Genomic DNA, 27,000 nt, shown 5'->3' on the forward strand with positions numbered 1-27,000 from the left:
TTCACATTGTATGAAGGGAGCATATTAATAACTAAACTAAAATATAATGATTATGAAACAAAAGATTACTTTTATTCTTTGCCTGTTATTAATAGGTGGTTTGAGATTGAATGCTGTTGAAGTTTCTACATTTGCCGATTTTAAAACTGCAGTAGAGGCTGGGGGTGATGTTGTGGTTGCTGCTGACCTGGAAAATGCTACATTGAGTAGTATTACGTTGACTAAAGATGTGAATATATCAGCAAAAAGCGGAAGAGTCAAAATGGATAATGTACTGTTTTCCATAGAAAGTGATATTAATTTCTCTATGAAGGGGATTATTGCATTTTGTTCATCGGAAGAAAAGACTCCTTCTAAGATATTAGTGAATATTCCGGCTAATGTTGCTAAAGTATCTTCTTTGACAGTTGAAGATTGTGAAGTTTATGATTATACAATCTGTTTCCTTAAAGCATTGGGAGAAACAGAAATTCCAACAATCTCGGTTAAGAATACTGTAGTACATGACTTGAATACCGGCAATCCTACCAATGCAGCTATAATGCTTCAGAAGGCTAAAGTTAGTAAAGCTACTTTCAATAATGTTACTTTTTACAAGTGCCAGGGTGGTGGTTATTATTCTAATGATGCAACCACTCCGATTGATTTTTCTATGGAGAAAGTTAGCTTTATAGATTGTGGTGATGCTGATGCCGGATTTGCTGGTAGTAAAGATATCATTAATTTTGCAGCAAATGCTTCTTCCAAATATACATTGAAAGATTGTCTGATTAGCGGATCATATACAAATAAAGCTTTCTCATTTAAGTCAGTCCGGTTGAGAGCTACAACCGGTAAGTTTACCATAACTAATAGTCTGAGCTATAAAGTAAATGTGTATGCTCTTGCAAATCCGGCTACCGAGCTTTATACCATGCCGTTGACTGCAACAGCGTTAACCGTTGATTATGATAAGAAAGCAATCACTACCACTCCTGCTACTATAAAAGGTATTGGCTCTTCTTATTTTAGTTTGAATGGTGTTATTACCGGAATTACCCGGGAAAATCTGACTTCTGATTTTTATATTACCGATTCTGAAGTTGTTTCTAAAGAAATATCCGACATAACAGTTTATGCCATTTCGGGCACTCCTGTGATGGAACAAAGAGACGTGAATAATCTGTCAATAGCTTCTCTTAATAAGGGAATTTATCTGGTTAAGGTTGCTACAAAAGATGGCAAGACAAGCATAAAGAAATTCATTAAAAAATAATCCTCTCTCAAGTTTTACTTTACGTTAGAGCAAATGCCCCTTTACATATATTGTTATCATGCATAATAAATAATGTAAAGGGGCATTTCATATCTTGTTATTGGGCGGTTAGTCTTGTTATATTTCCAATCCCATGATGTAATCATTCATATAATATCCGTTTCCAATCGGGAAATCTCCTTCACGCAGCTTTCTCATTCCCATCCGTTCATAAAATTGCAATGCTTTGTTGCTGCGGTTTACATTCAGTTCCATCAGGCAAGGGGCGGGATGTACTTCCTTAATGTATTTTATCGCTTCACGGAAAAGAAAGCTACCTAAATGCTGTCCTTGAAAAGAGGGGAGCACGTATATCTTTTGTAAATGAAATATATTTTCCTCCTGAGGCTGTACAGATACGTATCCACAAGGTTCTTCTCCCTTGTAGGCAATGAAGTAGACGTGTCCTTCTTCTTCCATTTGCTTGCGGATATTATCGTGAGAGTACATCCAGTCCATCATGAACTCCATTTGTTCTGCTGAAATGATCTCTTTATAAGTGGCGGGGAATACAATGGAAGCCATGTCGTGGATCAACCCGCAATCTGCTGTTGTAGCTTTTCTGATAGTAAACATATATGTATTGTATTTTGGTTTTATAAAACGCAAATATAAGAGATAAATAAGTATGATTGCAAAAGTACGTATTTAAATGTGAGTTAATATCTATTTTAAGACAGACTTAAATAGTATTTTAACAGAGACTTAAATACGTACTTTGGGATGAACGAATATATAATAAGGTGTACAACTGTTAATGGCTTAATTAATATTAATTTATAGTACTTTGCATTGCATAGTACTAAAGTAATGCATATATTTGTTTCGTCAAACTAAAAAAGAAGCTTATGAATGTAGATAATGTAAAGTCGCAGATGCGGAAAGGGATGTTGGAGTACTGCATCATGCTGTTATTGCATAAAGAGCCTGCTTATGCTTCAGACATTATCCAGAAGTTGAAAGAAGCCCGGCTGATTGTAGTGGAGGGTACATTGTATCCATTGCTTACCCGGTTGAAGAATGATGATTTACTAAGTTACGAATGGATAGAATCTACACAAGGACCTCCACGCAAATATTATAAACTGACAGAGAAAGGAGAGGGATTTCTCGGAGAGCTGGAAACTTCCTGGAAAGAACTTAATGAAACTGTGAATCATATAGCTAACAGATAATCCGATTAAAAAGAAATAACAATGAAAAAGACATTGACTGTAAATTTAGGTGGAACTGTCTTCCATATAGATGAGGATGCCTACCGATTGCTGGACAACTATTTGTGCAACCTCAAACTTCATTTTCGTAAGCAAGAGGGTGCCGAAGAAATAGTAGATGATATTGAGAACCGTATTTCGGAATTGTTTCTGGAAAAACTGAATGCAGGTTCGCAAGTGATTACACTTACTGATGTAGAAGAGGTAATTGCCCGTGTGGGAAAACCTGAGGATTTCGGAACTACCGATGAAGAAGAAAAGAAAACTTCAACAAGTAATTCTACTTCTTATACCTATACTACCCGGCGCCGGTTGTATCGTAATCCGGATGATAAGTTGTTGGGCGGAGTATTGAGTGGGCTGGCTGCCTATTTGGGATGGGATCCGACCTTGTTGCGCCTGTTGGCACTGGTCATTCTTATTTGTGGATATGGTACATTAATTCCTGTATATATCATTTGCTGGCTTGTTATTCCGGAGGCCCGTACTGCGGCAGAGAAGCTTAGTATGCGTGGCGAAGCGGTAACTGTTGAGAATATAGGAAAGACAGTGACCGATGGTTTTGAAAAAGTAGCCAATGGTGTGAATAGCTATATGCATTCAGATAAACCGCGTACCTTTCTTCAAAAACTGGGAGATGCGTTTGTTGCGGTTGCAGGATTCTTTTTGAAAGCCTGTCTGGTAGTGTTGGCCATTGTTTTCAGTCCGGTGTTGTTTGTACTTGCTATTATCTTTGTGGCATTGGTTATTGCTGCCATTGCGGCAGCCATTGGTGGGGGAGCCGTTCTGTATGAAATGCTTCCAGCAGTCGACTGGGCACCTTTGGCATCTATCTCTCCGTTTATGACGGTGGCAGGCAGTTTAGCCGGTGTGGTTTTGATGGGTATCCCGTTGGCGTGCATCGTTTATACGATCCTTCGGCAAATATTCCATTGGCCACCGATGGCAACTGGTCTGAAGTGGTCTTTACTGGTTCTCTGGATACTTGGACTGGTTATTTTCCTGGTAAATCTCTCTGCTTTGGGATGGCAATTTCCGCTTTATGGTATCCATTCAATCTAAGCATTTGTTAAATATTTAGTTAGTTTTATAAAATGTGCCCCGTTTAGTGTGTCCGGGGCACATTTTTTGTTTATTCTATTTGTAAGTCAATGATTTTTATTTAAGTTTGTGATATCTTATTTGGTTTAGAGAAATATGGGTGAGCATATATGTTTCAGACGTAACGAGCGTCTGGCCACTATAAACCCCTATTGGAGGGGAAATCCAATGGTAAAAGGGCGGTTCTTCAATCGGCAGCATCGTTTTCGGCCCGGAATGGGCAGTGTGTTGAAATGGCGTTTGTCTCCCAATCCGCAACGGAAAGAGAAACGTACCGTTAAGTGGGAACCGAGAGTAAACTATCTTCGTTCATTGGATGCAGTTACGGGAAACTCATTGATATGGCTTGGGCATAATTCTTTTTTTCTGCAACTGGCAGGGAAACGTATTATGTTTGACCCGGTATTCGGGAGTATTCCCTTTGTACGTCGAAGAAGTCAGTTTCCTGCCAATACGGACATTTTTACCGGAATTGATTATCTGTTGATTAGTCACGATCATTTTGATCATTTGGATAAACAGAGTGTCGGTTGTCTATTAAAGAGCAATCCTCAGATGAAACTTTTCTGCGGCTTGGGTACCGGAGAGTTGATAAAAAGCTGGTTTCCGGAGATTGAGATGGTAGAGGCCGGATGGTATCAGCAGATAATGGATGAAGGATTGAAAATCACTTTTCTGCCTGCCCAGCATTGGAGTAAACGTTCGGTGCGTGATGGCGGACAGCGCCTTTGGGGTGCATTTATGATTCAGGGAGATGGTATGTCTGTTTATTATAGTGGTGATACCGGATATTCACAACATTTTTCGGAGATACCGGAACTTTTCGGTGCTCCCGATTATGCCTTAGTAGGGATTGGTGCTTACAAGCCCCGCTGGTTTATGCGTCCCAATCATATTTCTCCTCATGAAGCATTGACGGCTTCACAAGAGATGCAGGCAGGATTGACTATCCCGATGCATTACGGAACATTCGATTTATCAGATGAGCCACTTCATGATCCTCCTCAGGTATTTGCTGCTGAGGCAAAAAAACGGAAGGTCAATGTGGTTATTCCTGCACTTGGAGAGGTTGTGAAGTTGAAAAGACAGAAGTAAAGATTGTATTATTATTTTTATAAAGAACATCGCTTGTCGCACCTCCCTGTGCGGGAAGCACAAATAGAAATAGCAATGAAAAAGGTAGAAATAAAAGAGCTTTCGGAGAATTTTTTTGAAGCCATTGGCAAAGAGTGGATGTTGGTGACAGCCGGTAACAAAGATGGTTTTAATACCATGACTGCTAGTTGGGGAGGTATTGGCTGGTTGTGGAACAAACCGGTAGCCTTTGTCTTTGTTCGCCCCGAACGATATACGTATGAGTTTATTGAGAAAGGCGATTATCTCACCCTCTCTTTTCTGGGAGAAGAAAATAAAAAGATTCATGCCGTTTGCGGATCAAAGTCAGGTAGAGAAGTAGATAAAGTGAAAGAAACCGGATTGAAGCCGTTGTTTACAGAGCAAGGAAATGTGTTTTTTGAACAGTCCCGTCTGAGTTTAGAATGTAAAAAGCTCTATGCGGATGCTATTGATCCTGAAAATTTCTTTGATAAGAAACTGATTGATAAATGGTATGGAGGTGCACATGGTGGTTTTCACAAAATGTATGTGGTTGAAATAGAGAGCGTGTGGATGCGTTGATACTGGTCTGTTATTTTTCTGAGAAGGATGCAGTTGGTATAACTTTTCAACCTCATCCTTCTCAGAAGAAATGAATAATCAAATCACCTAAAACCTATTTTTATTTTTCCTTGTTTCCTTTCCACTTTTAGCCATTTTTTTCATTTTGTTTTTTCTTTAGTTGTCACTTTAAAAGAACTTAGGAGTAGTCCACCCATAAGTGCCCCCCATAAAGCACTATTAACAGGTGAAGATGTGATAGGGCAACTCCCAGTGGCGCAACCTACAAATTTCCAGTACAGAAAACCACCCAATGCACCAACTGCTATTCCTGTCAAAGTAAGCCACTGGCTTTTAAAGAAATTTCTTATCATATTATTCTGTTATTAAAGCTTCGTTTTGAAGCATATAGTTATGTAATCAGCTTAACTATTTTTCTATTAAAACAAATTTCCTTCGGAAAATATTTGTATAGCAACATTTATTTGCTAATAATTCATGGATTTGATAAGAATTAAGAAAAAGGGATCAACTTTGTTGTGTATAAACTTGCTTGATTTCTATTTTGATAGTGTAATTCCGTTCATCAGTTATAAAATGGAGTTCTGACAGAAGAGAATAGCTTGTCTCCTGAGTATGTAAAGTCATTGTAAAAGACCATAGTAAGAATAAGTAATAATCTTTACCCTCAATAGGTCATTATTAAAAAGTATATCCTATAGCACCCGACCATGCATTGTAGAGTGGAAGGCCAAGACCTGCATGGTGAGCAGCTTCAAACTGTGCCCGCAATACAATATATTGATCTCTATGCTTTACCGGTTTGAATTGTAAGCCTGCATTGGCATAGTATCCTAAAGCTGTATCTTCTGCAACGTTTTCTGCTATAGAGCTATAATCTCCTTCCTGTTCCGGACCGAACTTTCTGCCAATCATACCTGCAAATGCTCCACCGGCTTCTATAAAAGGACGTATTCTGCCTTTTGGATATGTATAGCGGATACCTAATTTTGCAGAGAGTGATGTTAGTGAGCTACTTCTGGTATAATGATGAAGATAAGTTTCAGAAATACTGCCATCTACCATCTTATAGGTTTGATAAGATCTTTGCTCTACACTGTTGAAATGAGAAATGGAAATATCCATAGATGCGCTTAAAGAGCTCATCCAACGTCGGCTGTTCAATGCCAGGTTTACACCAAACAGATAGGATAAATCAGGTTTACTAAAATTATGCCAAGGGCCTCTTGAAGGGAAACTGTATTGTTGTATTCCGGCATAAGGAGTCACATACAGTCTTAGGGAGTGTTTGTCTTCTTTAGTCTCAAATTCAATGCAATCTTCATTGCTGGTACACATTGCATAATGATAATCTTTTGCAATATCAATCAGGCCTTTATGAGTAAATGATGTTCTTCTGATTTTATGTTCCAAAGCTGGGCAATCTCCAAAGGCATATTGTAATATTGGAATATAGCGTTTCACATTACCAGTATATTGGCTGCCATTTTCTCTTTTAGTAATGATCTTGGGTGCATCTACTTTTATCAATTTATCACCACTCTCTACAAAGTAGATAGACTCATAATTCTCTGTTTCATAATAATACAGACTCTTTATACCTTGAAGAAGGTATTCAAGAAAAACAGGCTGAGGTGCTTCACTGTGCTTTAGCTCTATCGTATATGAAATATAATATATTCCGTCATCCGTGAATCTATATCCCTGTATATCATTTGGATAATAGGTTATAATATCCGAACTCCTTTCTGGCTTAAACACACATCGTTTGGCATTCATCTTATCTGTCCGGAAGTCTATCTGTCCATATACAGTATCGTTTTGGATCGTAATAATCAGTCCGGGACGATAATTACTTTGTGCATAAGAAAGTAGAGGTAGGAAAGCAGGTGCCCAGATGAGAAGTAGTTTTAAAAGAATTGTTTTCATAGTTCTATTTTATGTAAAGTTAATCAGAGGGTTTCATTATATCTATTATAAATACACCTGACACGACGTTAGTGCTAAACACATTCCTCGTTCTTTTTCTTATAAAATGAAAAAAGTCCCTTTGATGAATCAAAGAGACTTTTACTATTTATCGGATTGGTTCTTTATTTCAACCATTTATCCAGCCATTCAAAGAATGTGCGTTGCCACAAGATACCATTCTGTGGCTTGAGTACCCAGTGATTTTCATCCGGATAGATAAGTAATTCTGCAGGAACACCTCGCATTACCGCAGCATCGAATGCAGCCATTGCCTGATTGGCAAGGATACGGTAGTCTTTCTCTCCATGGATGCAAAGGATAGGGGTATCCCATTTGTCTACGAACAGATGTGGAGAGTTGGCAAAGGTACGTTGCGCTGTTGCATTTTGTTTCTCCCAGTAGGCGCCACCCATATCCCAGTTGGCAAACCATTTTTCTTCTGTTTCCAGATACTGCATTTCCATGTTGAAGATACCGTCGTGTGCAATAAATGCTTTAAAACGTTTATCATGATGTCCGGCGAGCCAGTACACAGAGAAACCACCGAAGCTGGCACCTACGCAGCCCAAACGGTCTTTATCAACAAACGGCTCTTTTGTCATTTCATCGATTGCCGTGAAATAATCTTTCATGCATTGGCCGCCATAATCGCCGCTGATAGCTTCGTTCCATTCATTACCAAAGCCGGGAAGTCCGCGACGATTCGGGGCAACGATGATATAGTCATTAGCTGCCATAATCTGGAAGTTCCAGCGATAACTCCAAAACTGACTAACGGGGCTTTGTGGACCACCTTCACAGAAGAGTAAGGTTGGATATTTTTTGTTCGGATCAAACTTAGGGGGATAAATTACCCAAGTCAGCATCTGTTTTCCGTCTGTAGTCTTCATCCAACGTTCTTCTACTTTACCCATTTCAAGCTGATCGTAGATCTGTTGGTTCTCCTGTGTCAGTTGAGTGGTTTTTCCGTCCAGGGAGATGGCATAAATTTCGTCGCCCATACTCATTGAATGACGTTTGGCAATTAGTTTATCCCCGAAAAGGGCAGGAGCATCATAGTCATACATTCCTTCGGTGATCGGTTTGATAGAATCATCAGCAAGGTTGAGGGCATATATCTGTACTTCTCCATGCCATACGCCGGTGAAATAGATCGTTTGTGCATCTGCACTCCAGATGAAAGCATCTACGTTTGATTCAAATGTTTTACTGACAAACCGTTTTTCGCCTGTTTCGAGGTTCATTACGAAAAGGCGGTTCTGATCTGCTTCATAACCGTCGCGTTCCATACTCTGCCAGGCAATGTATTTACCATCCGGAGAATACTGCGGATTGGTATCATATCCTTTGTTCTCTTCGGTAATATTAGTCGTTTGCTTTGTTTTCAGGTCATACACATAAATATCCGAATTGGTAGAAACAGCGTATTCTAATCCCGTCTTTTTACGGCAGGTATAAGCTATCTTATCTGAAGTTGTATTCCATGCCAGTTGTTCCATACCACCCCAGGGTTTCATCGGACTTTCATAAGGTTCGCCATCCAGGATATCAACGATATTGGAGATTGAGTTTCCGTCAAAATCGGCTACAAACGGATGTGGGGCAGTTGTTACCCATTCATCCCAATGCTTATACATCAGGTCGGTAACGATGATACCCGATGCCTTGGGCAGATCCGGATATTTATCAGCTGTGCTTTTTACTGTTTTCACTTGTGAGACAAAAAGAATCTTTTTTCCATCCGGTGAAATAGAGAAGCCTTCAATATCCCCGTCATAGTTGGTGAGTTGTTTACGTCCGCTACCGTCCGGATTCATCTCATAAATCTGGCTGCTTCCGTTATCATTGCTTAGAAAAGCTATTTTAGTTCCATCCTTAATCCAGATGGCTCCATTCTCCTGATAGGGGGTGTGAGTGATCTGTTTGTTGTCACTTCCGTCCGCTTTCATGGTGAAAAGTTCGCGGTTACTTTTGTTTTCCGGTACACTGTAGTAAGCTACACTATACACAATTTTCTGATTGTCGGGTGATACGGATACCTCACCGATGCGCCCCATGGCCCATAGTGCTTCGGGTGTCATACGCATTTCTTCAATCTTGATATCCGATTTGCCGATGAGTGCTTCTGCGCTCTGTCCTGCATCTTTTGTTCCACCGCAGGCTGCTAACATCATTGTTGTTGACATAACTAACAGTTTGGCTTGTCTCATATTTTTTCAGTTAAATTAAGATGTGCGAAGATAACGATTAAATTTTATTCATGGATTGGGTGACAGATAAATTGAATTATATTTTCTTTTTCTGCCAGTTTCCTTTCTTTATATACCACCAGCATAGTATCAACGTGAGAGTGGCATACAGATGTTCTGTTGTCCAGCAGATAGCTACGTCTACTCGCAGATACAGGATGATGTATGTGATATATGCAATATAAATAGCTAACACACATATTTCCATGACTAATGCAGTTCGCGTGTTACCGGTTCCGGATACGGACTGGAAATATACATTACACGGAATCATTATCAGATAACCCGTGCATAGTACCCATAATGATGGTATGGAGGCTTCCCGCAGTTCCGGAATATCGGTGTAAATACTCAGTACAAGGTTGGGGAACAGAGCAAAGAATATCAACAGTGGTAATACAAAAGCATATGCGATGCGGATATGCTGACGAATGGTGCCTTGTACACATTGTATTTCTCCGGCTCCGATCAGGTTGCTGACTAATGAACCACAGGTAGAAGCAAATGCCATTGTCATCATAAATGGTATGCCTGAGACATTGCGGATGATGTTGGTAACGGCCAGTGCCCGTTCGCCCAGATGTTCTACAAAGAGGAAGAACATAAACCAGGTGGACATGGACAGCAGGTTTTGTATCATAGTCCAGAAAGACACTCCCAATATAGTTTTCAACGTTTTAGATTGAAAGGCCGGGAGCTTGTGTAGTGCATACTTCCGGCAATCAATCCGTTTCCAGGTATAGATGACGAAGAACAGTACCGATACCAATTCTGCCAGTGATGAGCCAATGGCTGCTCCGGCAATACCAAGTTTTGGAAAACCGAATTTACCAAAGATCAGGATATAGTTGAATACAACGTTTGACAGTACCATTACAATGGAGTTCAGGGTTAGGGTTTTTGTCTGCGTAGTACCTACAAAATAAGCGCGGAACATCACCATTATGAACGAGAAAAAGAAACCGAATACACGCCAGTTGATGTAACTGATGGCGGCTTCATAGATGTTTGGTGAAGAGATAATATTCTTCAGTATATGCGGTGAAAAGCATATCGATAAGGTAAACATGACGGCGGCTAATGCTAATAGGAAATAGATTCCCTGATAGAAGATAGGACCTATTTCGTTGTACCGTTGTTCTCCGTTGCGGCGGGCAATCATGATTTGTGCTCCGATACTGAAACCGAATGCCATCATAAAGATAGCCAGGTAATAGATTCCGGCAATGGCAGATGCACCCAATTCAATCTCTCCGACACGTCCTAAAAAGGCTGTGTCCGTCATTCCTATCATCTGCTCCATGATAAGGCTGATAAGGATAGGGTAGGAGATAATCCATATCTCCTTATAAGTATATTTAGTTTTCATCTCTTTGTTTGTTTATAGTCGTTTTATCGCTTGGCGTACTTCCCCGTGCGGGAAGCACAAGCATAAAGCCGGACAAATACCCTTTTGGATTTGCCCGGCTTTCTACATCATACAGAATTAATTTTTATTATTTCTTCTGTTGTTGTCTTGTTTTTGCCATTTGTTCCTGTTGCTTTTGCATAGCTTCCAGGCGAGCGGCAAAACCGGTCTTTTTCATTTGTTTCGGGTCTTTTTTCTTTGCTTCAAGGATAGCCAGCAACTTGTCTTCATCCGTTGTTTTGCGCAATACGATCATTGTACCCACACTGATCAATGTTGAAATGAAATAGTAATAGTTCAATCCCGAAGGATAATCGTTCAATACGAAAAGGAACATTATCGGCATCAGATACATCATCCATTTCATTGCTGCCATCTGAGGCTGTGCACCGGTATCCTGTTGTTGCATAGTATACTTAGTGTTCAAAACATTGGTTACTGTCATCAGCAAACAGAACAAACTGAGGTGATTACCCAGGAATGGGATATGGAACGGGAATGTAATGAAGGCATCATACGTAGAGAGGTCCGGTGCCCACAAAAAGCTCTGTTGACGAAGTTCAATAGCACTCGGTACAAACATAAACAATGCCATAAGAATCGGGAACTGTATTAACATTGGCAGACATCCTCCCATTGGGCTGACACCATACTGGCTATACAGGCTCATTACTTCCTGTTGCTTCTTCATTGCATCTTCCTGCTTCGGATACTTCTTATTGATTTCATCAATCTTCGGTTTCAATACACGCATCTTGGCAGATGACATATACGTTTTCCAGGTTGCCGGATATACTGCAATTTTCACCATGATGGTCAATAATAGTAACACAAGACCCATGCTCAGTCCCCAACCCGAAAGCCAGTCGAACACGTTGATTGTAATATACTTATTGATCCAGCGAATCAGAGGCCATCCTAAATAGACCAGATTGTCGAGTTCCCATTTGTCATCACGTCCCTTATCAAGTGCTTTAAGCGTTTTGTAATGATTCGGTCCGAAGTAGAAGTACATATCAGTAGCCTGTTTACCTGTCGGATCAAAGAAAGTATTCATTTCAGCAGAATAGTCTTTGATATAACCGGTTCCTTGTTTCTCCATCTTTGATTTTACTACTACCTTGTCGAAGTCCTGATTAGCAATAAATACGGAAGAGAAGAATTGATTTTTGAAGGCAACCCAGTCTACGCGGCCTTCAATCTGCTTTTCATCGTCCTTGGCAGCTGAGAGGTTATCGGTTCCATCATTTGCTACCTTATACATCAATTCAGCCAGACGGTTTTCGTAAGTGTATCCTTTTTCAAGCTGACGGGCGCGTTGCGACCATGAGATATCTACATAGTCTGTTGAAGCAAGTTTGCCAGTCATACCCGTTGCCTGGATGGTAAATCCAAGTAGATAACTGTCTGGTTTCAGAGTGTAAGCAAAATCAATATAACTGTCTTTATCAGCAGCCAGACGCATCGTAATGCTACTATCGGTCTTATTAACTACTTCAAAATAGTAATCCCTGGTTTGTACTGTTTCTTTCTTATTGTAGAAATTAAAGCTCATCTCAGCATCACTGCCATTGAACAATACGATTGGTTTGCCATCTTGCCCGTTATAATCTTTCAGCATGGCAGAGTAAACACGGCCTCCTTTATTGACAAATGTAATTTCTACCAGATTATTCTGAATGGTGGTGAAGGACTCTTTACCCTCCATGGCATCAAAAAAGAGTGAAGTAGAATCTACGCTTGTTGTTTCTTCTTTTTCATTAGCCAATGCAGCGGCAGTTTTAGCTTTTAGAGCTTCCTCCTGTTTTTGCACCACTGCAATGGAGTCGTAGTATCTCTTTTGTGCAGCAAGCTGTTCTTCACTCGGACGACTAAAGAAACTGAAACCCACTAATAATAGCGCTATTAAAACGAGACCCGTAATGGTGTTCTTATCCATTTTTTTAGAGTTATGAATTATGATTTATTTTTATTTTCCGATTGCCGCCTTGATGAATGATACGAACAATGGATGTGGATTCAATACCGTACTGCTATATTCCGGATGGAACTGAGTACCTACGAACCATTTCAAGGTAGGGATTTCTACAATCTCTACAAGACCTGATTCAGGATTGATACCAGTACATTTCATGCCGGCTGCTTCATATTCAGTTTTAAAGTCGTTATTGAATTCGTAGCGGTGACGGTGACGTTCCTGAATGTGTTCTGTTTTATAGGCTTCGTAAGCTTTACTACCTTTTTCCAATGTACATTCATATGCACCCAAACGCATGGTTCCTCCCATATTAGTGATTGCCTTCTGCTCTTCCATGATGTCGATAACATTGTGCGGTGTTTTCTCATCCATTTCACGTGAGTTGGCATCTTTGTATCCAAGTACGTTACGGGCAAATTCGATAGCAATGCACTGCATACCCAAACAAATACCGAATGTAGGAATGTTGTGGGTACGGGTATACTTGATAGCTACAAATTTACCATCAATACCACGTTGGCCAAATCCGGGACCTATCATTACGCCGGACATTCCCTTCAATGCTTCTTCTACATTGTCATCTGTAAGTGTTTCACTGTTTACGAAATCCACCTCAACTTTGCAGTCATTGTAAGTTCCGGCTTGTGAAAGCGCTTCACGGATAGATTTGTATGCGTCTTGCAAGTCGTATTTACCAACTAACGCAATATGTACGGGTTCTTTCTGTTCTGCTTTATGACGACGTTCGAGGAATGCACGCCACGGACCTAATCCCGGAGTTTCTCCAACAGGAAGTCCCATCTTTTTCAGGATTGTTTCATCTAATCCCTGAGCCTGCATCAGCAAAGGTACTTCGTAGATAGTAGGAGCATCAATACTTTGTACTACTGCATTCTCATCTACATTGCAGAACAATGCCACTTTTTTACGAAGTCCGGCGGTAAGTTCGTGCTCTGTACGTAATACCAGAATATCCGGTTGGATACCTGCACTTTGTAACTCTTTTACCGAATGCTGAGTCGGTTTGGTTTTCAGTTCACCGGCTGCAGCCAGATAAGGTACATAAGTAAGGTGTACACATAATGCATCTTTACCTAATTCCCATTTTAACTGGCGAATACTTTCCACATAAGGAAGTGATTCAATATCGCCTACTGTTCCGCCAATTTCGGTAATTACAAAGTCGAATTTGTATTTATTACCTAATAGTTTGACGTTGCGTTTAATTTCGTCTGTAATATGTGGGATTACCTGAATGGTTCTGCCCAAATAGTCACCACGACGTTCTTTGTCAATTACACTTTTGTAAATACGTCCGGTAGTAATGTTATTGGCTTTTGTTGTCTGAATTCCTAGGAAGCGTTCGTAATGTCCTAAATCGAGGTCAGCTTCGTGTCCATCTACAGTCACGTAACATTCTCCGTGTTCATAAGGGTTCAGTGTTCCCGGGTCGATGTTGATGTACGGGTCAAACTTCTGAATGGTTACATTGTAACCTCTTGCTTGCAGCAATTTACCGATGGATGATGAGATAATACCTTTTCCTAACGAGGAAGCTACACCACCGGTGACGAAAATATACTTTGTTTCTCCCACAGCTATAACTGTTTTAATTATTTGTTTACTAGTAGTATTCTAAAGAATCTAACGCATTAAAAACTGCAAAATTACAAAAAAATGAGGAAGTAGTAAGTATTCACAGAAACAAATTTATTAAAAAATGCAATTCCCTCCTTAGAGCCTTACAAAAAGGTTGGTGAAAACAACTTTTTACTTTTTCTATGTTTTCTGAAGATTTTGATGTATTTTTGCGCTCAAATAGCATGAATTATGAAAAATAGTTATATCTCATCATTCGCATTGGCGATTATTTTTTCTTCGTCTGTTGTGGCGCAAGATGTAGTCGGGACTGTGTCGAAAAACAGGACTAATGTAATAAAAGCTGATACACTGTTGACCATGAAACCTGATACGCTTTCGGAAGGACTTCAGTCTTATCTCTTTTTGAAATTGAATACTGAGACCAATAAACTGGATACAGTTTCTTATTTGTATCAAAAGTATATTGGAGAGTTAGATTATTTGAATGATCCTGCTGTGCCAGAACGTTATATTCCGGTTCATCCGAAATACTATCGTCTTTTTGTGCCGTTGGCATATTATTATTCTCCGATTGCATATTACTCTAAAATTGATTGGGAGATGCCTAAACTGGATTCTGTTTCTGTGGATTATTCTAATTGGTTACCTTATGATAAAGATCGTTTCACGACTTTGGAACGCGCCAACAAGATTGTTGACCAGTCATTGATGGGGGTTTACTTGAATGCTCCTCAGTTGGTTCGCACAACAGAAGATCGTATCAGAAGCCGAAAGGTGTTCCGTGAAGATGTGAAGCCTAAGGCAAAAACAGAGGTGCTTCGTTTGTTTGATAAAGAGCCGATGGATGTTGCAGTAGGAGAGGCTGAACTGAAAATCAGTAAACCTAACTGGTGGGTAACTGGTGGTAATGGTTCTTTGCAGATTACCCAAAACTATATTTCGGATAACTGGTATAAAGGAGGAGAAAGCAATAATGCATTGCTTGCCAATTTGAAACTGTTTGCTAATTACAATGACCGTGAGAAGGTGCAGTTTGAGAATATGCTGGAAGCTAAATTAGGATTCAACTCTACTCCGTCGGATAAGTACCATAAATATTTAGTGAATACAGACCAGCTTCGTTTGTATAGTAAACTGGGTATTCAGGCTGCTCATAACTGGTATTATACTGTTTCCGCTGAATTCAAAACTCAGTTTGCTAATGGTTATAAAGCCAATAGTGAAGAACTCGTTTCTGCTTTCTTTGCTCCGGCAGATTTGGCAGTCAGCATTGGTATGGATTATAAATTGAAGAAGAAGAAATTTAACTTCTCTCTGTTCTTGGCTCCTTTGACTTATAACCTCCGTTATATAGGTAACAGTGAAGTAAATGAAACAAAATTCGGTCTGGATGAAGGCAAATGTTCTAAAAATGATTTTGGTTCACAATTTCAGCCGACTCTGACCTGGACGATCATTCCTTCCGTGACTCTTGACTCTCGTTTAAATTACCTCACCAGTTACAAATGGGTGCGTATAGAGTGGGAAAATACAGTAAACTTTGTTCTGAACCGTTATCTGTCTACTAAACTTTATGTACATGCACGTTATGATGACAGTTCGAAACCAACTGAGGGAAGTAGCTATTTTCAAGTAAAGGAATTGCTCAGTTTTGGTATCAATTATCAATGGTAAGTTAACTTTTTGTAAGCATATTAACGAAGGGCGGCCATATAGGTCGCCCTTCGTTATTTATTGTGTGCGATAACAAAAAACGTAAAAATAACACTTTAACACATAGAAAAAACAGCCTAACGCTTCGTAGTTCACAAATAATGCTTAAATTTGCCGCAATTTGTAATGTTCAGTTTGCAAAATGGCTAATACAATAAAGCATCAAGGTATTGTGGAAAACATAAATGATTCTCATCTTTCAGTGAGAATTATCCAGACATCAGCATGCTCGGCATGCAGTGTCAAAGGGCATTGTTCCTCTGCAGACAGTAAAGAGAAGGTTATCGACATTGTTGATCCTTCGGCATCTTCTTATCAGATTGGAGAACAGGTAATGGTGACCGGCGAAACCTCTATGGGGATGATGGCTGTTGCTTTGGCTTTCGTATTTCCTTTTGTACTTTTAATACTTTCCCTTTTCTTATTTATGGCAGTGATGAACGACGAGCTCTATGCGTCACTTACATCGCTTGCTCTTCTTATTCCTTATTATTGTGTATTGTGGTTGAATAAGAACCGATTGAAACAGAAATTTTCATTTACTATAAAACCAATAAAATAACTAATTTATGAATTTGATTCTGATTGCAGTAATTTCATTGGGAGCCATTGCGCTGGTTTCAGCTGCCATTCTGTATGCCGCTTCCAAGAAATTTGCCGTGTATGAAGACCCGCGTATTGCCCAGGTGTCCGAAGTGTTGCCCCAAGCCAATTGCGGTGGATGTGGCTATCCGGGATGTAGTGGATTTGCTGACGCTTGTGTGAAAGCTGGTTCGCTCGAAGGTAAATTCTGTCCTGTAGGTGGACAGGATGTTATGACGCAAGTGGCCTCTATCCTCGGACTCGATGCCGGTGAAGCCGAACCAATGGTTGCGGTGGTGAGATGTAACGGAACCTGTGCTAATCGTCCTCGTACCAATCTGTACGACGGTGCAAAGAGCTGTGCGATAGCTGCTTCTCTTTATGGTGGAGAAACAGGTTGTAGTTTTGGATGTCTGGGATGTGGCGACTGTGTAGCTGTTTGCCAGTTCGATGCTATCCACATGAATCCGGAGACCGGGCTTCCGGAAGTAGATGAGGCAAAATGTACCGCTTGTGGTGCTTGTGTAAAAGCTTGTCCGAAAGCAATTATTGAAATCCGTCCGCAAGGTAAAAAGTCGCGTCGTGTGTATGTGTCTTGTGTTAATAAAGACAAGGGTGCAGTGGCACGCAAGGCTTGTACTGTTAGTTGTATCGGTTGTGGTAAATGTGTGAAGACTTGTCCGTTCGAAGCTATCACGCTCGAGAACAATCTGGCTTACATTGATCCCAATAAGTGTAAATCATGTCGTAAGTGTGTGGAAGTTTGTCCGCAAGGAACAATTATTGAGTTAAATTTCCCGCCGCGTAAACCAAAGGCTGAAGGGACTCTTGCAACAGAGGCTCCCAAAGCGGAGGCTCCTAAAGCAGCTCCCGCAGCCGAAGCGTAAATAATAGAATAATAACAGATAAAATACAGAATTGTATGTTGAAGACATTTTCAATTGGTGGTGTTCATCCACAGGAAAATAAACTCTCAGCACATCAGCCCATCATTACGGCAGAGGTTCCGTCAAAAGCGGTAATTCTGCTGGGCCAGCACATTGGTGCTCCGGCAAAGCCTGTTGTGGCTAAAGGTGACGTGGTGAAAGTGGGCACAAAGATTGCCGAGCCTGCTGGTTTTGTTTCGGCAGCTATTCATTCTTCTGTCAGCGGAAAGGTAACCAAAATTGACTCGATCGTTGATGCAAGCGGTTATGCCAAACCTGCCATTTTCATTGATGTAGAAGGAGACGAATGGGAAGAAAGTATCGATCGTAGTGAAACACTGGTGAGAGAGTGCGAACTGAGCTCTGAAGAGATTGTAAAAAAGATAGCCGATGCAGGTATTGTTGGTTTGGGTGGTGCCTGTTTTCCTACACAGGTAAAATTGTGTCCTCCTCCTTCATTCAAGGCTGAATGTGTTATCATTAATGCAGTGGAATGTGAACCTTATCTGACGGCCGATCATCAATTAATGCTGGAACATGCTGAAGAAATCATGGTAGGTGTTTCTATCCTGATGAAGGCTGTAAAGGTGAATAAGGCATTTATTGGTATCGAGAATAATAAACCTGATGCTATTGAACTGATGACTAAAATAGCTTCTGGTTATGCCGGCATTGAAGTCGTAGCTTTGAAAGTGCAATATCCGCAGGGAGGTGAAAAGCAACTGATTGATGCAGTAATCAAACGCCAGGTTGGGAGCGGAGCACTTCCTATCTCTACCGGTGCTGTAGTGCAGAATGTGGGTACTGCTTTTGCTGTTTATCAGGCTGTGCAGAAAAATAAACCTTTGTTTGAGCGTGTTATTACCGTTACCGGTAAGTCGCTTGCCAAACCTTCTAACTTTATGGCACGTGTAGGTACACCGATGCGTCAGTTGATTGATGCTTGTGGTGGTTTACCCGAAGATACAGGTAAGGTAATCGGTGGTGGTCCGATGATGGGGAAAGCATTGGTTAATATTGACGTTCCTACTGCTAAAGGTAGTTCCGGTATTCTCATTATGAATCAGAAAGAAGCGAAGCGTGGCGAGATACAAAATTGTATTCGTTGTGCGAAGTGTGTAGGTGCTTGCCCGATGGGACTGGAACCTTATCTGCTTTCTGCATTGGCCGAAAACGGAGAATTTGAAAGAATGGAAACTGAGAGAATCATGGACTGCATTGAATGTGGCTCCTGCCAGTTCACTTGTCCGGCTTACCGTCCGTTGCTCGACTATTGTCGTTTAGGCAAAGGTAAAGTAGGGGCTATGATTCGTGCACGTCAAGCTAAAAAATAATGAAGTATGGAAAATAAATTTATAGTATCACTATCACCTCACGTTCATGGCGGAGACAGCATACAGAAGAATATGTATGGTGTACTAATTGCATTATTCCCTGCCTTTATCGTGTCGCTACTCTTTTTCGGGTTGGGTGCCCTTATTGTTACAGCTACTTCTGTGGTAGCCTGCGTCTTTTTTGAATGGGCTATCGGCAAGTACCTGCTAAAGAAAGAAACTACTACTATTTGTGACGGTTCGGCTATCATCACCGGTGTGTTGCTTGCCTTCAATCTTCCGTCTAACCTTCCTGTCTGGATTATCATTTTGGGTGCACTGTTTGCTATTGGTGTAGGCAAGATGTCATTCGGAGGTTTAGGTAATAACCCTTTTAATCCGGCATTGGCAGGACGTGTATTCCTATTGCTCTCATTCCCGGTGCAGATGACTACATGGCCGGTTGTAGGTCAGCTTACAGCTTATGCTGACGCTACTACGGGAGCTACTCCACTGGCTATTATGAAGGGGATTATCAATGGTGCTCCCGGTGTTTCACTGGATCAGCTTCCTGATGCTCTGACTCTTCTTATTGGTCAGAATGGCGGATGTTTGGGCGAAGTAAGTGCTGCTGCATTGCTACTCGGACTTATTTATATGTTGTGGAAGAAGATTATTACCTGGCACATTCCGGTATCTATTCTGGTTACTGTATTTGTGTTCTCCGGTATTATGCATTTGGTGAATCCGGCATTGTATGTATCTCCGGTTCTTCAATTACTTACCGGTGGTTTGATGTTGGGAGCTATCTTTATGGCAACGGATTATGTTACTTCTCCGATGAGTAAGAAAGGTATGTTGATTTATGGTGTATGCATCGGTCTGCTGACTGTCATTATCCGTTTGTTTGGTGCTTATCCTGAGGGTATGTCGTTCGCTATTTTGATTATGAATGCATTTACTCCGCTGATAAATACATATTGCAAACCTAAACGCTTTGGGGAGGTAGCGAAGAAAAAATGAAAAAATTAGAATCATCATTAAAGAATATGTTGCTGGTACTTACCGGGGTTACTGCTATTTCGGTGGCGTTACTGGCTTATGTAAATGAACTTACAAAAGGACCGATAGCCGAAGCCAATGCTAAGATATTGAGCGATGCTATTAGTGTGGTTGTACCTGCATTTGATAATGACCCTACTACAGAAGCTACCAAGCAAACTATAGATGGGGTTGAATATACTATTTATCCTGCTAAAAAAGACGGTCAGTGGGTAGGTGCTGCTGTAGAATCTACGACTATGGGCTTTGGTGGCGAACTGAAAGTTCTGGTAGGTTTTGATGCCGATGGTAAAATCTATGATTACTCTTTGCTGTCTCATGCAGAAACTCCGGGATTGGGCTCTAAAGCTGCTGACTGGTTTAAGGAAGGTGGCAAAGGAAGCATTAAAGGTATGAATCCGGGTGAAGCTCCGTTGAAAGTGAGTAAAGACGGTGGTCAGATAGATGCTATTACCGCTTCGACTATTACTTCACGTGCATTTCTTAATGCAGTGAATGCTGCCTATGCCGCTTACAAGGGCAATGATGACACCAACGGAACTACTGGTGCTACACAAAAAGTTGTTGAACCTGCTGAATCCATCAGTGCTAATTAAGAAAGGAGTATTAAGAAATGAATAACTTTAAAGTATTGATGAACGGGATTATCAAAGAGAATCCTACATTTGTGCTCCTGCTGGGTATGTGTCCTACGTTGGGAACTACCTCTTCTGCCATTAATGGTATGGGTATGGGACTGGCCACGATGTTTGTACTTATTTGTTCCAATGTCGTTATCTCGCTGATCAAGAATCTGATTCCCGATATGGTGCGTATTCCGTCCTTTATCGTAGTTATTGCATCCTTTGTGACTCTGTTGCAGATGGTGATGCAGGCTTATGTTCCGGGATTGTATGCCACACTGGGGCTTTTCATTCCGTTGATTGTTGTGAACTGTATTGTGTTAGGACGTGCCGAAGCTTTTGCAGCTAAGAATAACCCGGTATCCTCTTTGTTCGATGGTATTGGTATGGGCCTTGGTTTTACGTTTGCTTTGACTCTGCTGGGTGCTATGCGTGAATTCTTGGGTACTGGTAAAGTATTTGACTTTGCTATCTTCCCGGAAGAGTACGGTATGTTGGTATTTGTATTGGCTCCAGGTGCTTTCATTGCATTGGGATACCTTATTGCATTGATTAACAGCTTGAAGAAAAACTAAGAAAATTAAATTTAGTAGTTGGTGGCTGGTAGTTAGAATCCATCCGGCATAGTAACTGACATACTGCATAGATTCTATCTACTAACTACTGAATTCTAATTTATAATTTTTAATTAATAGGTTTATGGAATATATATTGATATTTATATCGGCAATCTTTGTAAACAACATCGTATTGTCACAGTTTCTGGGAATTTGCCCCTTCTTGGGGGTTTCCAAGAAAGTAGAAACTGCGTTAGGTATGAGTGCCGCAGTAGCATTTGTGCTTACCATTGCTACTATCGTAACCTTTCTGATTCAGAAGTTTGTACTCGATGCTTTCGGACTCGGTTATTTGCAGACTATTACTTTCATCCTGGTAATCGCCGCTTTGGTACAGATGGTAGAAATTATTTTAAAGAAAGTATCTCCTGCATTGTATCAGGCGCTGGGAGTATTTCTTCCCTTGATTACGACCAACTGTTGTATCCTGGGTGTTGCTATTTTGGTTATCCAGAAAGACTTTGATCTGTTGACGGGTGTTGTATATGCATTTTCTACAGCTCTTGGTTTCGGACTTGCTCTTGTGCTGTTTGCCGGTTTACGCGAACAGATGAGTCTTGTGAAGATTCCTGAAGGGATGAAAGGGACACCGATTGCTTTGATTACAGCAGGTTTGCTGGCTATGGCATTTATGGGATTCTCCGGAGTAGTGTAGTAGTTATAAGCTACTCATTATAAGTTACGGGCTACAGTTACGAATAATTAAATGTCTGTGTTTTATACACAGCTATTTATAGTTCGTGGCTTGTAGCTCGTAACTTTTTTATTTTGTGGTGATTTTTTTTGTACCAATCCTGCTTTTCTAAATTAATTTTTCTAAATTTGCAAACAGAACAAAAGGACAAAACCGAAAGAACTAACCAAGTATAAATATATGAAAGAAAGAATTTTAGTAACCGGTGGAACTGGTTATATCGGTTCTCACACTGTAGTAGAACTTCAAAACAGTGGATACGAAGTAATCATCATTGATAACCTCTCAAACTCAAATGCTGACGTAGTTGATAATATCGAGAAAGTATCTGGTATACGTCCCGTTTTTGAAAAACTTGACTGCTTGGATTTTAATGGCCTTGATGCCGTGTTTACCAAATATCCGGGTATTAAAGCAATCATTCATTTTGCAGCCAGCAAGGCAGTAGGCGAATCTGTTCAGAAGCCATTGCTTTACTACCGCAATAATCTTGTTTCTTTGATCAATCTGCTTGAATTGATGCCTAAGCATAATGTAGGTGGTATTGTATTTTCATCTTCTTGTACTGTTTATGGTCAGCCAGATGAACTTCCTGTAACAGAACAGGCTCCTATCAAGAAAGCTGAATCTCCTTATGGTAACACCAAGCAGATAAACGAAGAAATCGTTCGTGATACAGTAGCTTCCGGTGCACCGATCAATGCTATCCTGTTGCGTTATTTCAATCCGATAGGTGCGCATCCTACTGCATTGTTGGGTGAACTTCCTAACGGAGTTCCTCAAAACCTGATTCCTTATCTGACTCAAACTGCTATCGGTATTCGTAAGGAACTGAGCGTATTTGGTGACGATTATGATACTCCTGACGGTTCTTGTATCCGCGACTTTATCAATGTTGTAGACCTTGCCAAGGCGCACGTAATTGCTATTAAGCGTATTCTTGAGCAAAAACAAAAAGAGAAAGTAGAAGTATTCAATATTGGTACAGGTCGTGGCTTGTCTGTATTGGAGTTAATAAATGCTTTTGAAAAAGCTACCGGTGTGAAGTTGAACTATAAGATTGTAGGACGCCGTGCCGGTGATATCGAAAAAGTATGGGCTAACCCGGATTATGCAAATAAAGAACTGGGTTGGAAAGCTGTAGAAAGTATTGAAGATACTTTACGTTCTGCATGGAACTGGCAGCTGAAACTCCGTGAGAGAGGCATACAATAAAAAGAGTTTATGTTACATTAACATACAAGAAATAAACAAATACATGAGTTATTTGTTTATATAGTGCAAATCGGCCTGAAGCCATTTATGTATATGTGAATATCCATACTCGGTACATATGCCTCCCCGGCATAGACAGGTAAGATTGCATAGTAGTTTTGTCGTGTTTTATTTTGTGTTTGTGTTGTGACGGTACTACGACGTGAGTCGTGGTACCGTTTTATGTTATATCCTATCTTATTTAGTTTTGATATTTCTTTTTTTCTTACCTTTGTAAGCATTACTTTTATGAATACGACATGTATCTGACACTTTTTCTCAATTTTGTAAAAATAGGGATGTTTACCATAGGAGGAGGATATGCAATGATCCCTCTTATCGAACGCGAGATAGTGAAGCGGCAATGGATGACTAAGGAAGATTTTATGCAGATGTTTGCTATTACACAATCTTTGCCGGGAGTCTTTGCTGTTAATATATCAATCTTTGTTGGTTATAGATTGAGAGGTTTTTGGGGGAGTTTAGTTTGTGCTTTGGGTACTATTTTGCCTTCATTTGTTATTATCCTGATTATTGCTTTGTTTTTTGATAAGTTTCAGGATAATCCATATGTTATCAGAATATTCAATGGTATTCGTCCGGCTGTTGTGGCATTGATACTGGTACCTTGTCTTTCGGCTATAAAGGCTATTCGCATGGGATATATGGAGTTGATTGCTCCGGCAATAGGTACGGTATTGATATGGAAAGCCGGTGTATCGCCGGTATATATTGTGTTGGCCGGCATCGTTGGGGGATTGGTATATACACTGTGGCTAAAAGATAAATTGAAAGGAAGAAGCGTATGATTTACTGGCAACTGATATGTGTTTATCTGAAAATTGGAGTATTTGGGTTTGGTGGTGGATATGCAATGCTCTCTCTTATTCAGTTTGAGATAGTAGAGCGTTATCATTGGTTGACGCTTCAACAGTTTACAGATGTAGTAGCAATCTCGCAAATGACTCCTGGTCCAATCGGCATAAACAGTGCAACTTACATAGGTTATACGGTAACAGGTAATATATGGGGTGCCGTTATTGCTACTGTAGCGGTCTGTCTGCCCTCTTTTCTGATGGTATTGTTTATCTCTTATTTCTTTGTGAAATTCAAAAACAACAAATATGTCAATGCCGCCATGTCGGGGTTGCTTCCTATGTCTGTAGCTTTGATTGGGGCGGCTGCTTTGTTATTGATGAATAAGGATAACTTCATTGATTACAAAAGTATCCTGATCTTTGTTGCAGCCTTTTTGCTGACCTGGAAATATAAGGTTCATCCGATTCTGATGATTCTATTGGCGGGAGTAATGGGATTTATTCTGTATTGAAGGATTCAGATTAAAAAAATAAGGAACGCAGACTGTACACCTGCGTTCCTTATTTTTTTTATTCAAAGTTTATAGTTTTCCTTTAAATACAAAACTTCGTTCGCCAAAGTTAATATCCGGTATTGCGATATCCGGAGCAAACAATCCAAAGACTGATGACCCCGAACCACTCATAGCGGCATATATCGCTCCATTTTTATACAATTCTTCTTTTATTTCTCCAATAACAGGATATTGCGGGAATACACTTGCTTCAAAATCATTCACCATTTGTTCTTTCCATTCACTGACGGGATGAGTTATAATTTCTTTTAATGAATATTCCGGTTCATGAGGCCTGACCAGTGAGAAGGCTTCCCGGGTGGAAACGAAGATATCCGGTTTGACCAACAGAATCTGATAACCCTTTAAAGAGAGTGAAAGAGGGGAGAAGATATTTCCTATTCCTTCTGCATAAGTTGGGGTATTTTTTATAAAAAAAGCACAGTCGGCTCCTAATGTAGCTGCATATTCCTCTAATTTTTCATCTGTTAGCTTCAATTCAAATCGTTCATTCAAGAGTTTCAACATGAAAGCTGCATCTGAGGATCCTCCCCCCAAGCCGGCACCCGGTGGAATATGTTTGTATAAATGAATATCTACCGGAGGGAGATCGAATTCTTTATCCAATAATAAATAGGCTTTTACCACAAGGTTGTCTTCTGCATTTCCTGCTATTTCCATACCAGCCTGATGCAAAGCAAACTTCTTATCTGTACTATTATTTAGCACATGGATTTCCAATGCATCTTCTATAGGTACAGGGTAGAAGACGGTTTCCAGATTATGATATCCGTCCGGACGCTTTGCTGTAATATTTAGTCCCAGGTTTATTTTGGCATTTGGAAATGTGATCATCTTTTTATTTACGATTTATTCCCTGCAGTTATGACTCTCATTGGAGGGTAATAACATAGGTACGTTTACGATGTTTATGAATGACGATGCAAAGTTAGCAAATTCTTCATTATTATATTCTATGTTTTAATCTGTTGAGGAATTAATTTCTTACAAGTAAAGGATAAGATACTTTTGTGTTGTACACTATGTATTCTTTTAATTGAAAGAGTACGTATTTAATGTTGACTTAAAATGCATATTAACAGTGTGTTAAGTACGTACTTTTACACCTCAAAAGTACGTACTTCTTTATTGCTTGATTTTCACTCTGATAAGATATTATAAAGGGTGTGTAAACCAGAAAGAAGAACCTGTATCTTCTGTTGATTCTACTCCTATTTCTCCTCCCATTTGTGAACGATTACTTTATTATTTTTATAGACAATTTGCATCGGGAGGTAACCCATGGGCATATGGCGGTATAAGTTGTTGAGATCTTGCCGCTCCTCTCTTGCTTTTTGCTCGGATTTACGCAGTTCAATACAGATGCTGATAATGTTTGCCAAAGAGGTAAACCATTGGTAATCTGCATTGCTCCAGTTACGATATCGTTTAACGATATCTATACCCATATATCCCCATACTCCTTTTTTTGATAAGAGTGGGACTACCATGAGTGATTTTATATTTTGTGGTTCTAAAATATTCCTGTCATATTCAGCTTCCGGAGGCATATCATCGAGTGTGTTCAGAATGATTGCCTTTTTGCTTAATATTTGTTGACTCCACCACGAAATCTGGTTAATGGGGAGGTCTTGAAGAAATTCTTGTTCCTTTGAAACATTTTCCGCTGTCACTTCATAAATGCAACTTTGTATGTTTTTCTCCGGAAGTATTTCGAAAATATAAGTCCGGTCTCCATTAAATTGCATTAGTATATCTTTCAGTATTTTCTGCACTGTTTCGGAGATATCATCTGTTTGCAAAAATGAAAATAGAGAATGGGATATACTGATTTGACGATAGAGTAATTTATTAAGCTCATCTCTTGTGGATAGTTTCTTTTCATTGACTTCAATATCATCAAGGCATCTTATGTAACCAAAAGATTTTAGATTATCTTGCTCAATATTCTTGTTGAATTCCATTTTAGATAATACCCAGGTTATTCCATATTTAGTATAAAGAGGGAAGATCAGTTCATAGGTACGCTGATTTTTAAGAGTCATAGATGCCTCTTTCAATTTGTCCCGGTAGTCTTCGTGAACAAGATTATGAAGATCTTTGAATTCAATAGTATCACTTTCGAGATCCAAAAGGTCTACTATAAATTCTGATAAAGTGTATCTTTGGTTTTTAAAGTCTGCTTCCCACCATCCAATTTGTGCCATGGAGGTTAATCTGAGAAGTTTATCGGAATTCAGATTTGACATATCTTCCTGTTGTCTGTAGATTTAAACACAAATATAGATAATACTTTCGGATCTTATTAAGATTCATATGTGATAAAACA

At 40.0% G+C, this 27,000-nt stretch carries 25 protein-coding genes; 16 read left to right on the forward strand and 9 right to left on the reverse strand.

Translation table 11 applies throughout. From position 1 onward, the window contains the following. Nucleotides 1–52 precede the first annotated feature (52 nt). Nucleotides 53–1,255: a DUF4957 domain-containing protein gene (locus HCG69_RS10005; RefSeq protein WP_195570344.1), complete on the forward strand. Its 1,203-nt coding sequence runs from the start codon at nt 53–55 to the stop codon at nt 1,253–1,255. Nucleotides 1,256–1,372: 117 nt separating this feature from the next. Here the strand turns inward: HCG69_RS10005 and HCG69_RS10010 are convergent, their stop codons facing one another. Continuing rightward, nucleotides 1,373–1,870: a GNAT family N-acetyltransferase gene (locus HCG69_RS10010; protein ID WP_007485975.1), complete on the reverse strand. Its 498-nt coding sequence runs from the start codon at nt 1,868–1,870 to the stop codon at nt 1,373–1,375. Between the two features lie 272 nt (nt 1,871–2,142). Here HCG69_RS10010 and HCG69_RS10015 point away from each other — a divergent pair, with 272 nt between their 5' ends. The 4 genes from HCG69_RS10015 to HCG69_RS10030 all read left to right on the forward strand — a co-directional run bounded on the left by HCG69_RS10015 (nt 2,143) and on the right by HCG69_RS10030 (nt 5,286). Continuing rightward, the gene (locus HCG69_RS10015; RefSeq protein ID WP_002562628.1) at nt 2,143–2,469 is read left to right on the forward strand and encodes a PadR family transcriptional regulator; all 327 of its coding nucleotides are present in this window, start codon (nt 2,143–2,145) and stop codon (nt 2,467–2,469) included. A gap of 21 nt (nt 2,470–2,490) precedes the next feature. Further along, nucleotides 2,491–3,570, forward strand: a complete 1,080-nt coding sequence (locus tag HCG69_RS10020; RefSeq protein ID WP_221649930.1) for a PspC domain-containing protein — start codon at nt 2,491–2,493, stop codon at nt 3,568–3,570. 135 nt (nt 3,571–3,705) lie between these two features. Further along, entirely contained in the window at nt 3,706–4,704 is a 999-nt protein-coding gene (locus tag HCG69_RS10025) for an MBL fold metallo-hydrolase (RefSeq protein ID WP_007485969.1), read from the forward strand. 75 nt (nt 4,705–4,779) lie between these two features. Beyond that, nucleotides 4,780–5,286 (forward strand): flavin reductase family protein, encoded by a 507-nt coding sequence (locus HCG69_RS10030; RefSeq protein ID WP_044095616.1) that lies wholly within the window; start codon nt 4,780–4,782, stop codon nt 5,284–5,286. Between the two features lie 140 nt (nt 5,287–5,426). On the opposite strand, the gene HCG69_RS10035 is transcribed toward HCG69_RS10030, so the two are convergent. From HCG69_RS10035 to HCG69_RS10060, 6 genes are all read right to left on the reverse strand, one after another. After that, complete coding sequence (locus HCG69_RS10035) at nt 5,427–5,639, reverse strand: DUF6132 family protein (protein WP_221649931.1); 213 nt, start codon at nt 5,637–5,639, stop codon at nt 5,427–5,429. Between the two features lie 328 nt (nt 5,640–5,967). Further along, on the reverse strand, nt 5,968–7,215 hold the full coding sequence (locus tag HCG69_RS10040) for a hypothetical protein (RefSeq protein WP_221649932.1): 1,248 nt from the start codon (nt 7,213–7,215) through the stop codon (nt 5,968–5,970). A 164-nt stretch (nt 7,216–7,379) separates the two neighbouring features. After that, a complete protein-coding gene (locus HCG69_RS10045) occupies nt 7,380–9,467 on the reverse strand; it encodes a S9 family peptidase (protein ID WP_221649933.1) in 2,088 nt (695 codons plus the stop codon). Between the two features lie 76 nt (nt 9,468–9,543). Next, nucleotides 9,544–10,875, reverse strand: a complete 1,332-nt coding sequence (locus HCG69_RS10050; RefSeq protein WP_221649934.1) for an MATE family efflux transporter — start codon at nt 10,873–10,875, stop codon at nt 9,544–9,546. 127 nt (nt 10,876–11,002) lie between these two features. Continuing rightward, nucleotides 11,003–12,853 carry a membrane protein insertase YidC gene (gene yidC / locus HCG69_RS10055; RefSeq protein WP_221649935.1) on the reverse strand — a complete coding sequence of 617 codons (1,851 nt, stop codon included), beginning with the start codon at nt 12,851–12,853 and terminating at the stop codon, nt 11,003–11,005. Between the two features lie 30 nt (nt 12,854–12,883). Next, the gene (locus tag HCG69_RS10060; RefSeq protein WP_221649936.1) at nt 12,884–14,488 is read right to left on the reverse strand and encodes a CTP synthase; all 1,605 of its coding nucleotides are present in this window, start codon (nt 14,486–14,488) and stop codon (nt 12,884–12,886) included. A 234-nt stretch (nt 14,489–14,722) separates the two neighbouring features. On the opposite strand from HCG69_RS10060, the gene HCG69_RS10065 reads away from it, so the two are divergent. From HCG69_RS10065 to HCG69_RS10115, 11 genes are all read left to right on the forward strand, one after another. Then, a complete protein-coding gene (locus tag HCG69_RS10065; RefSeq protein ID WP_221649937.1) occupies nt 14,723–16,168 on the forward strand; it encodes a DUF3078 domain-containing protein in 1,446 nt (481 codons plus the stop codon). 181 nt (nt 16,169–16,349) lie between these two features. Then, nucleotides 16,350–16,769 (forward strand): SoxR reducing system RseC family protein, encoded by a 420-nt coding sequence (locus HCG69_RS10070; RefSeq protein WP_221649938.1) that lies wholly within the window; start codon nt 16,350–16,352, stop codon nt 16,767–16,769. A 7-nt stretch (nt 16,770–16,776) separates the two neighbouring features. Then, a complete protein-coding gene (locus HCG69_RS10075) occupies nt 16,777–17,676 on the forward strand; it encodes a Fe-S cluster domain-containing protein (protein WP_007485945.1) in 900 nt (299 codons plus the stop codon). A gap of 35 nt (nt 17,677–17,711) precedes the next feature. Further along, complete coding sequence (rsxC, locus tag HCG69_RS10080; protein WP_221649939.1) at nt 17,712–19,049, forward strand: electron transport complex subunit RsxC; 1,338 nt, start codon at nt 17,712–17,714, stop codon at nt 19,047–19,049. Nucleotides 19,050–19,055: 6 nt separating this feature from the next. Next, nucleotides 19,056–20,051, forward strand: a complete 996-nt coding sequence (locus HCG69_RS10085; protein ID WP_221649940.1) for an RnfABCDGE type electron transport complex subunit D — start codon at nt 19,056–19,058, stop codon at nt 20,049–20,051. Then, nucleotides 20,048–20,686 carry an RnfABCDGE type electron transport complex subunit G gene (locus HCG69_RS10090; RefSeq protein WP_221649941.1) on the forward strand — a complete coding sequence of 213 codons (639 nt, stop codon included), beginning with the start codon at nt 20,048–20,050 and terminating at the stop codon, nt 20,684–20,686. The genes HCG69_RS10085 and HCG69_RS10090 overlap by 4 nt, the downstream gene beginning before the upstream one ends. Before the next feature lie 17 nt (nt 20,687–20,703). Then, nucleotides 20,704–21,288 (forward strand): electron transport complex subunit RsxE, encoded by a 585-nt coding sequence (rsxE, locus tag HCG69_RS10095; RefSeq protein WP_221649942.1) that lies wholly within the window; start codon nt 20,704–20,706, stop codon nt 21,286–21,288. Between the two features lie 124 nt (nt 21,289–21,412). Further along, complete coding sequence (rsxA, locus tag HCG69_RS10100; RefSeq protein ID WP_002562594.1) at nt 21,413–21,985, forward strand: electron transport complex subunit RsxA; 573 nt, start codon at nt 21,413–21,415, stop codon at nt 21,983–21,985. A 219-nt stretch (nt 21,986–22,204) separates the two neighbouring features. Further along, entirely contained in the window at nt 22,205–23,239 is a 1,035-nt protein-coding gene (galE, locus tag HCG69_RS10105; RefSeq protein ID WP_221649943.1) for a UDP-glucose 4-epimerase GalE, read from the forward strand. Nucleotides 23,240–23,538: 299 nt separating this feature from the next. Next, nucleotides 23,539–24,087, forward strand: coding sequence for a chromate transporter (locus HCG69_RS10110; protein ID WP_221649944.1), 549 nt, complete (start codon nt 23,539–23,541; stop codon nt 24,085–24,087). After that, nucleotides 24,084–24,608, forward strand: a complete 525-nt coding sequence (locus HCG69_RS10115; protein ID WP_221649945.1) for a chromate transporter — start codon at nt 24,084–24,086, stop codon at nt 24,606–24,608. Before HCG69_RS10110 ends, HCG69_RS10115 begins: the two co-directional genes overlap by 4 nt. Before the next feature lie 69 nt (nt 24,609–24,677). Here HCG69_RS10115 and ispE read toward each other — a convergent pair whose 3' ends face one another. Beyond that, a complete protein-coding gene (ispE, locus tag HCG69_RS10120) occupies nt 24,678–25,505 on the reverse strand; it encodes a 4-(cytidine 5'-diphospho)-2-C-methyl-D-erythritol kinase (protein ID WP_221649946.1) in 828 nt (275 codons plus the stop codon). A 377-nt stretch (nt 25,506–25,882) separates the two neighbouring features. After that, nucleotides 25,883–26,878 carry a GAF domain-containing protein gene (locus HCG69_RS10125; protein WP_255585699.1) on the reverse strand — a complete coding sequence of 332 codons (996 nt, stop codon included), beginning with the start codon at nt 26,876–26,878 and terminating at the stop codon, nt 25,883–25,885. Nucleotides 26,879–27,000: the final 122 nt, after the last annotated feature.

The sequence above is a fragment of the Bacteroides sp. K03 genome, from assembly GCF_019734355.1.
In the GTDB taxonomy this organism is placed as follows: domain Bacteria; phylum Bacteroidota; class Bacteroidia; order Bacteroidales; family Bacteroidaceae; genus Bacteroides; species Bacteroides nordii.

What these genes read in the sequence shown, in the direction of transcription:
- HCG69_RS10005 (WP_195570344.1), top strand. Translation starts at nt 53, where the DNA reads ATGAAACAAAAGATTACTTTTATTCTTTGCCTGTTATTAATAGGTGGT.
- HCG69_RS10010 (WP_007485975.1), bottom strand. Translation starts at nt 1,870, where the DNA reads ATGTTTACTATCAGAAAAGCTACAACAGCAGATTGCGGGTTGATCCAC.
- HCG69_RS10015 (WP_002562628.1), top strand. Translation starts at nt 2,143, where the DNA reads ATGAATGTAGATAATGTAAAGTCGCAGATGCGGAAAGGGATGTTGGAG.
- HCG69_RS10020 (WP_221649930.1), top strand. Translation starts at nt 2,491, where the DNA reads ATGAAAAAGACATTGACTGTAAATTTAGGTGGAACTGTCTTCCATATA.
- HCG69_RS10025 (WP_007485969.1), top strand. Translation starts at nt 3,706, where the DNA reads ATGGGTGAGCATATATGTTTCAGACGTAACGAGCGTCTGGCCACTATA.
- HCG69_RS10030 (WP_044095616.1), top strand. Translation starts at nt 4,780, where the DNA reads ATGAAAAAGGTAGAAATAAAAGAGCTTTCGGAGAATTTTTTTGAAGCC.
- HCG69_RS10035 (WP_221649931.1), bottom strand. Translation starts at nt 5,639, where the DNA reads ATGATAAGAAATTTCTTTAAAAGCCAGTGGCTTACTTTGACAGGAATA.
- HCG69_RS10040 (WP_221649932.1), bottom strand. Translation starts at nt 7,215, where the DNA reads ATGAAAACAATTCTTTTAAAACTACTTCTCATCTGGGCACCTGCTTTC.
- HCG69_RS10045 (WP_221649933.1), bottom strand. Translation starts at nt 9,467, where the DNA reads ATGAGACAAGCCAAACTGTTAGTTATGTCAACAACAATGATGTTAGCA.
- HCG69_RS10050 (WP_221649934.1), bottom strand. Translation starts at nt 10,875, where the DNA reads ATGAAAACTAAATATACTTATAAGGAGATATGGATTATCTCCTACCCT.
- yidC (WP_221649935.1), bottom strand. Translation starts at nt 12,853, where the DNA reads ATGGATAAGAACACCATTACGGGTCTCGTTTTAATAGCGCTATTATTA.
- HCG69_RS10065 (WP_221649937.1), top strand. Translation starts at nt 14,723, where the DNA reads ATGAAAAATAGTTATATCTCATCATTCGCATTGGCGATTATTTTTTCT.
- HCG69_RS10070 (WP_221649938.1), top strand. Translation starts at nt 16,350, where the DNA reads ATGGCTAATACAATAAAGCATCAAGGTATTGTGGAAAACATAAATGAT.
- HCG69_RS10075 (WP_007485945.1), top strand. Translation starts at nt 16,777, where the DNA reads ATGAATTTGATTCTGATTGCAGTAATTTCATTGGGAGCCATTGCGCTG.
- rsxC (WP_221649939.1), top strand. Translation starts at nt 17,712, where the DNA reads ATGTTGAAGACATTTTCAATTGGTGGTGTTCATCCACAGGAAAATAAA.
- HCG69_RS10085 (WP_221649940.1), top strand. Translation starts at nt 19,056, where the DNA reads ATGGAAAATAAATTTATAGTATCACTATCACCTCACGTTCATGGCGGA.
- HCG69_RS10090 (WP_221649941.1), top strand. Translation starts at nt 20,048, where the DNA reads ATGAAAAAATTAGAATCATCATTAAAGAATATGTTGCTGGTACTTACC.
- rsxE (WP_221649942.1), top strand. Translation starts at nt 20,704, where the DNA reads ATGAATAACTTTAAAGTATTGATGAACGGGATTATCAAAGAGAATCCT.
- rsxA (WP_002562594.1), top strand. Translation starts at nt 21,413, where the DNA reads ATGGAATATATATTGATATTTATATCGGCAATCTTTGTAAACAACATC.
- galE (WP_221649943.1), top strand. Translation starts at nt 22,205, where the DNA reads ATGAAAGAAAGAATTTTAGTAACCGGTGGAACTGGTTATATCGGTTCT.
- HCG69_RS10110 (WP_221649944.1), top strand. Translation starts at nt 23,539, where the DNA reads ATGTATCTGACACTTTTTCTCAATTTTGTAAAAATAGGGATGTTTACC.
- HCG69_RS10115 (WP_221649945.1), top strand. Translation starts at nt 24,084, where the DNA reads ATGATTTACTGGCAACTGATATGTGTTTATCTGAAAATTGGAGTATTT.
- ispE (WP_221649946.1), bottom strand. Translation starts at nt 25,505, where the DNA reads ATGATCACATTTCCAAATGCCAAAATAAACCTGGGACTAAATATTACA.
- HCG69_RS10125 (WP_255585699.1), bottom strand. Translation starts at nt 26,878, where the DNA reads ATGGCACAAATTGGATGGTGGGAAGCAGACTTTAAAAACCAAAGATAC.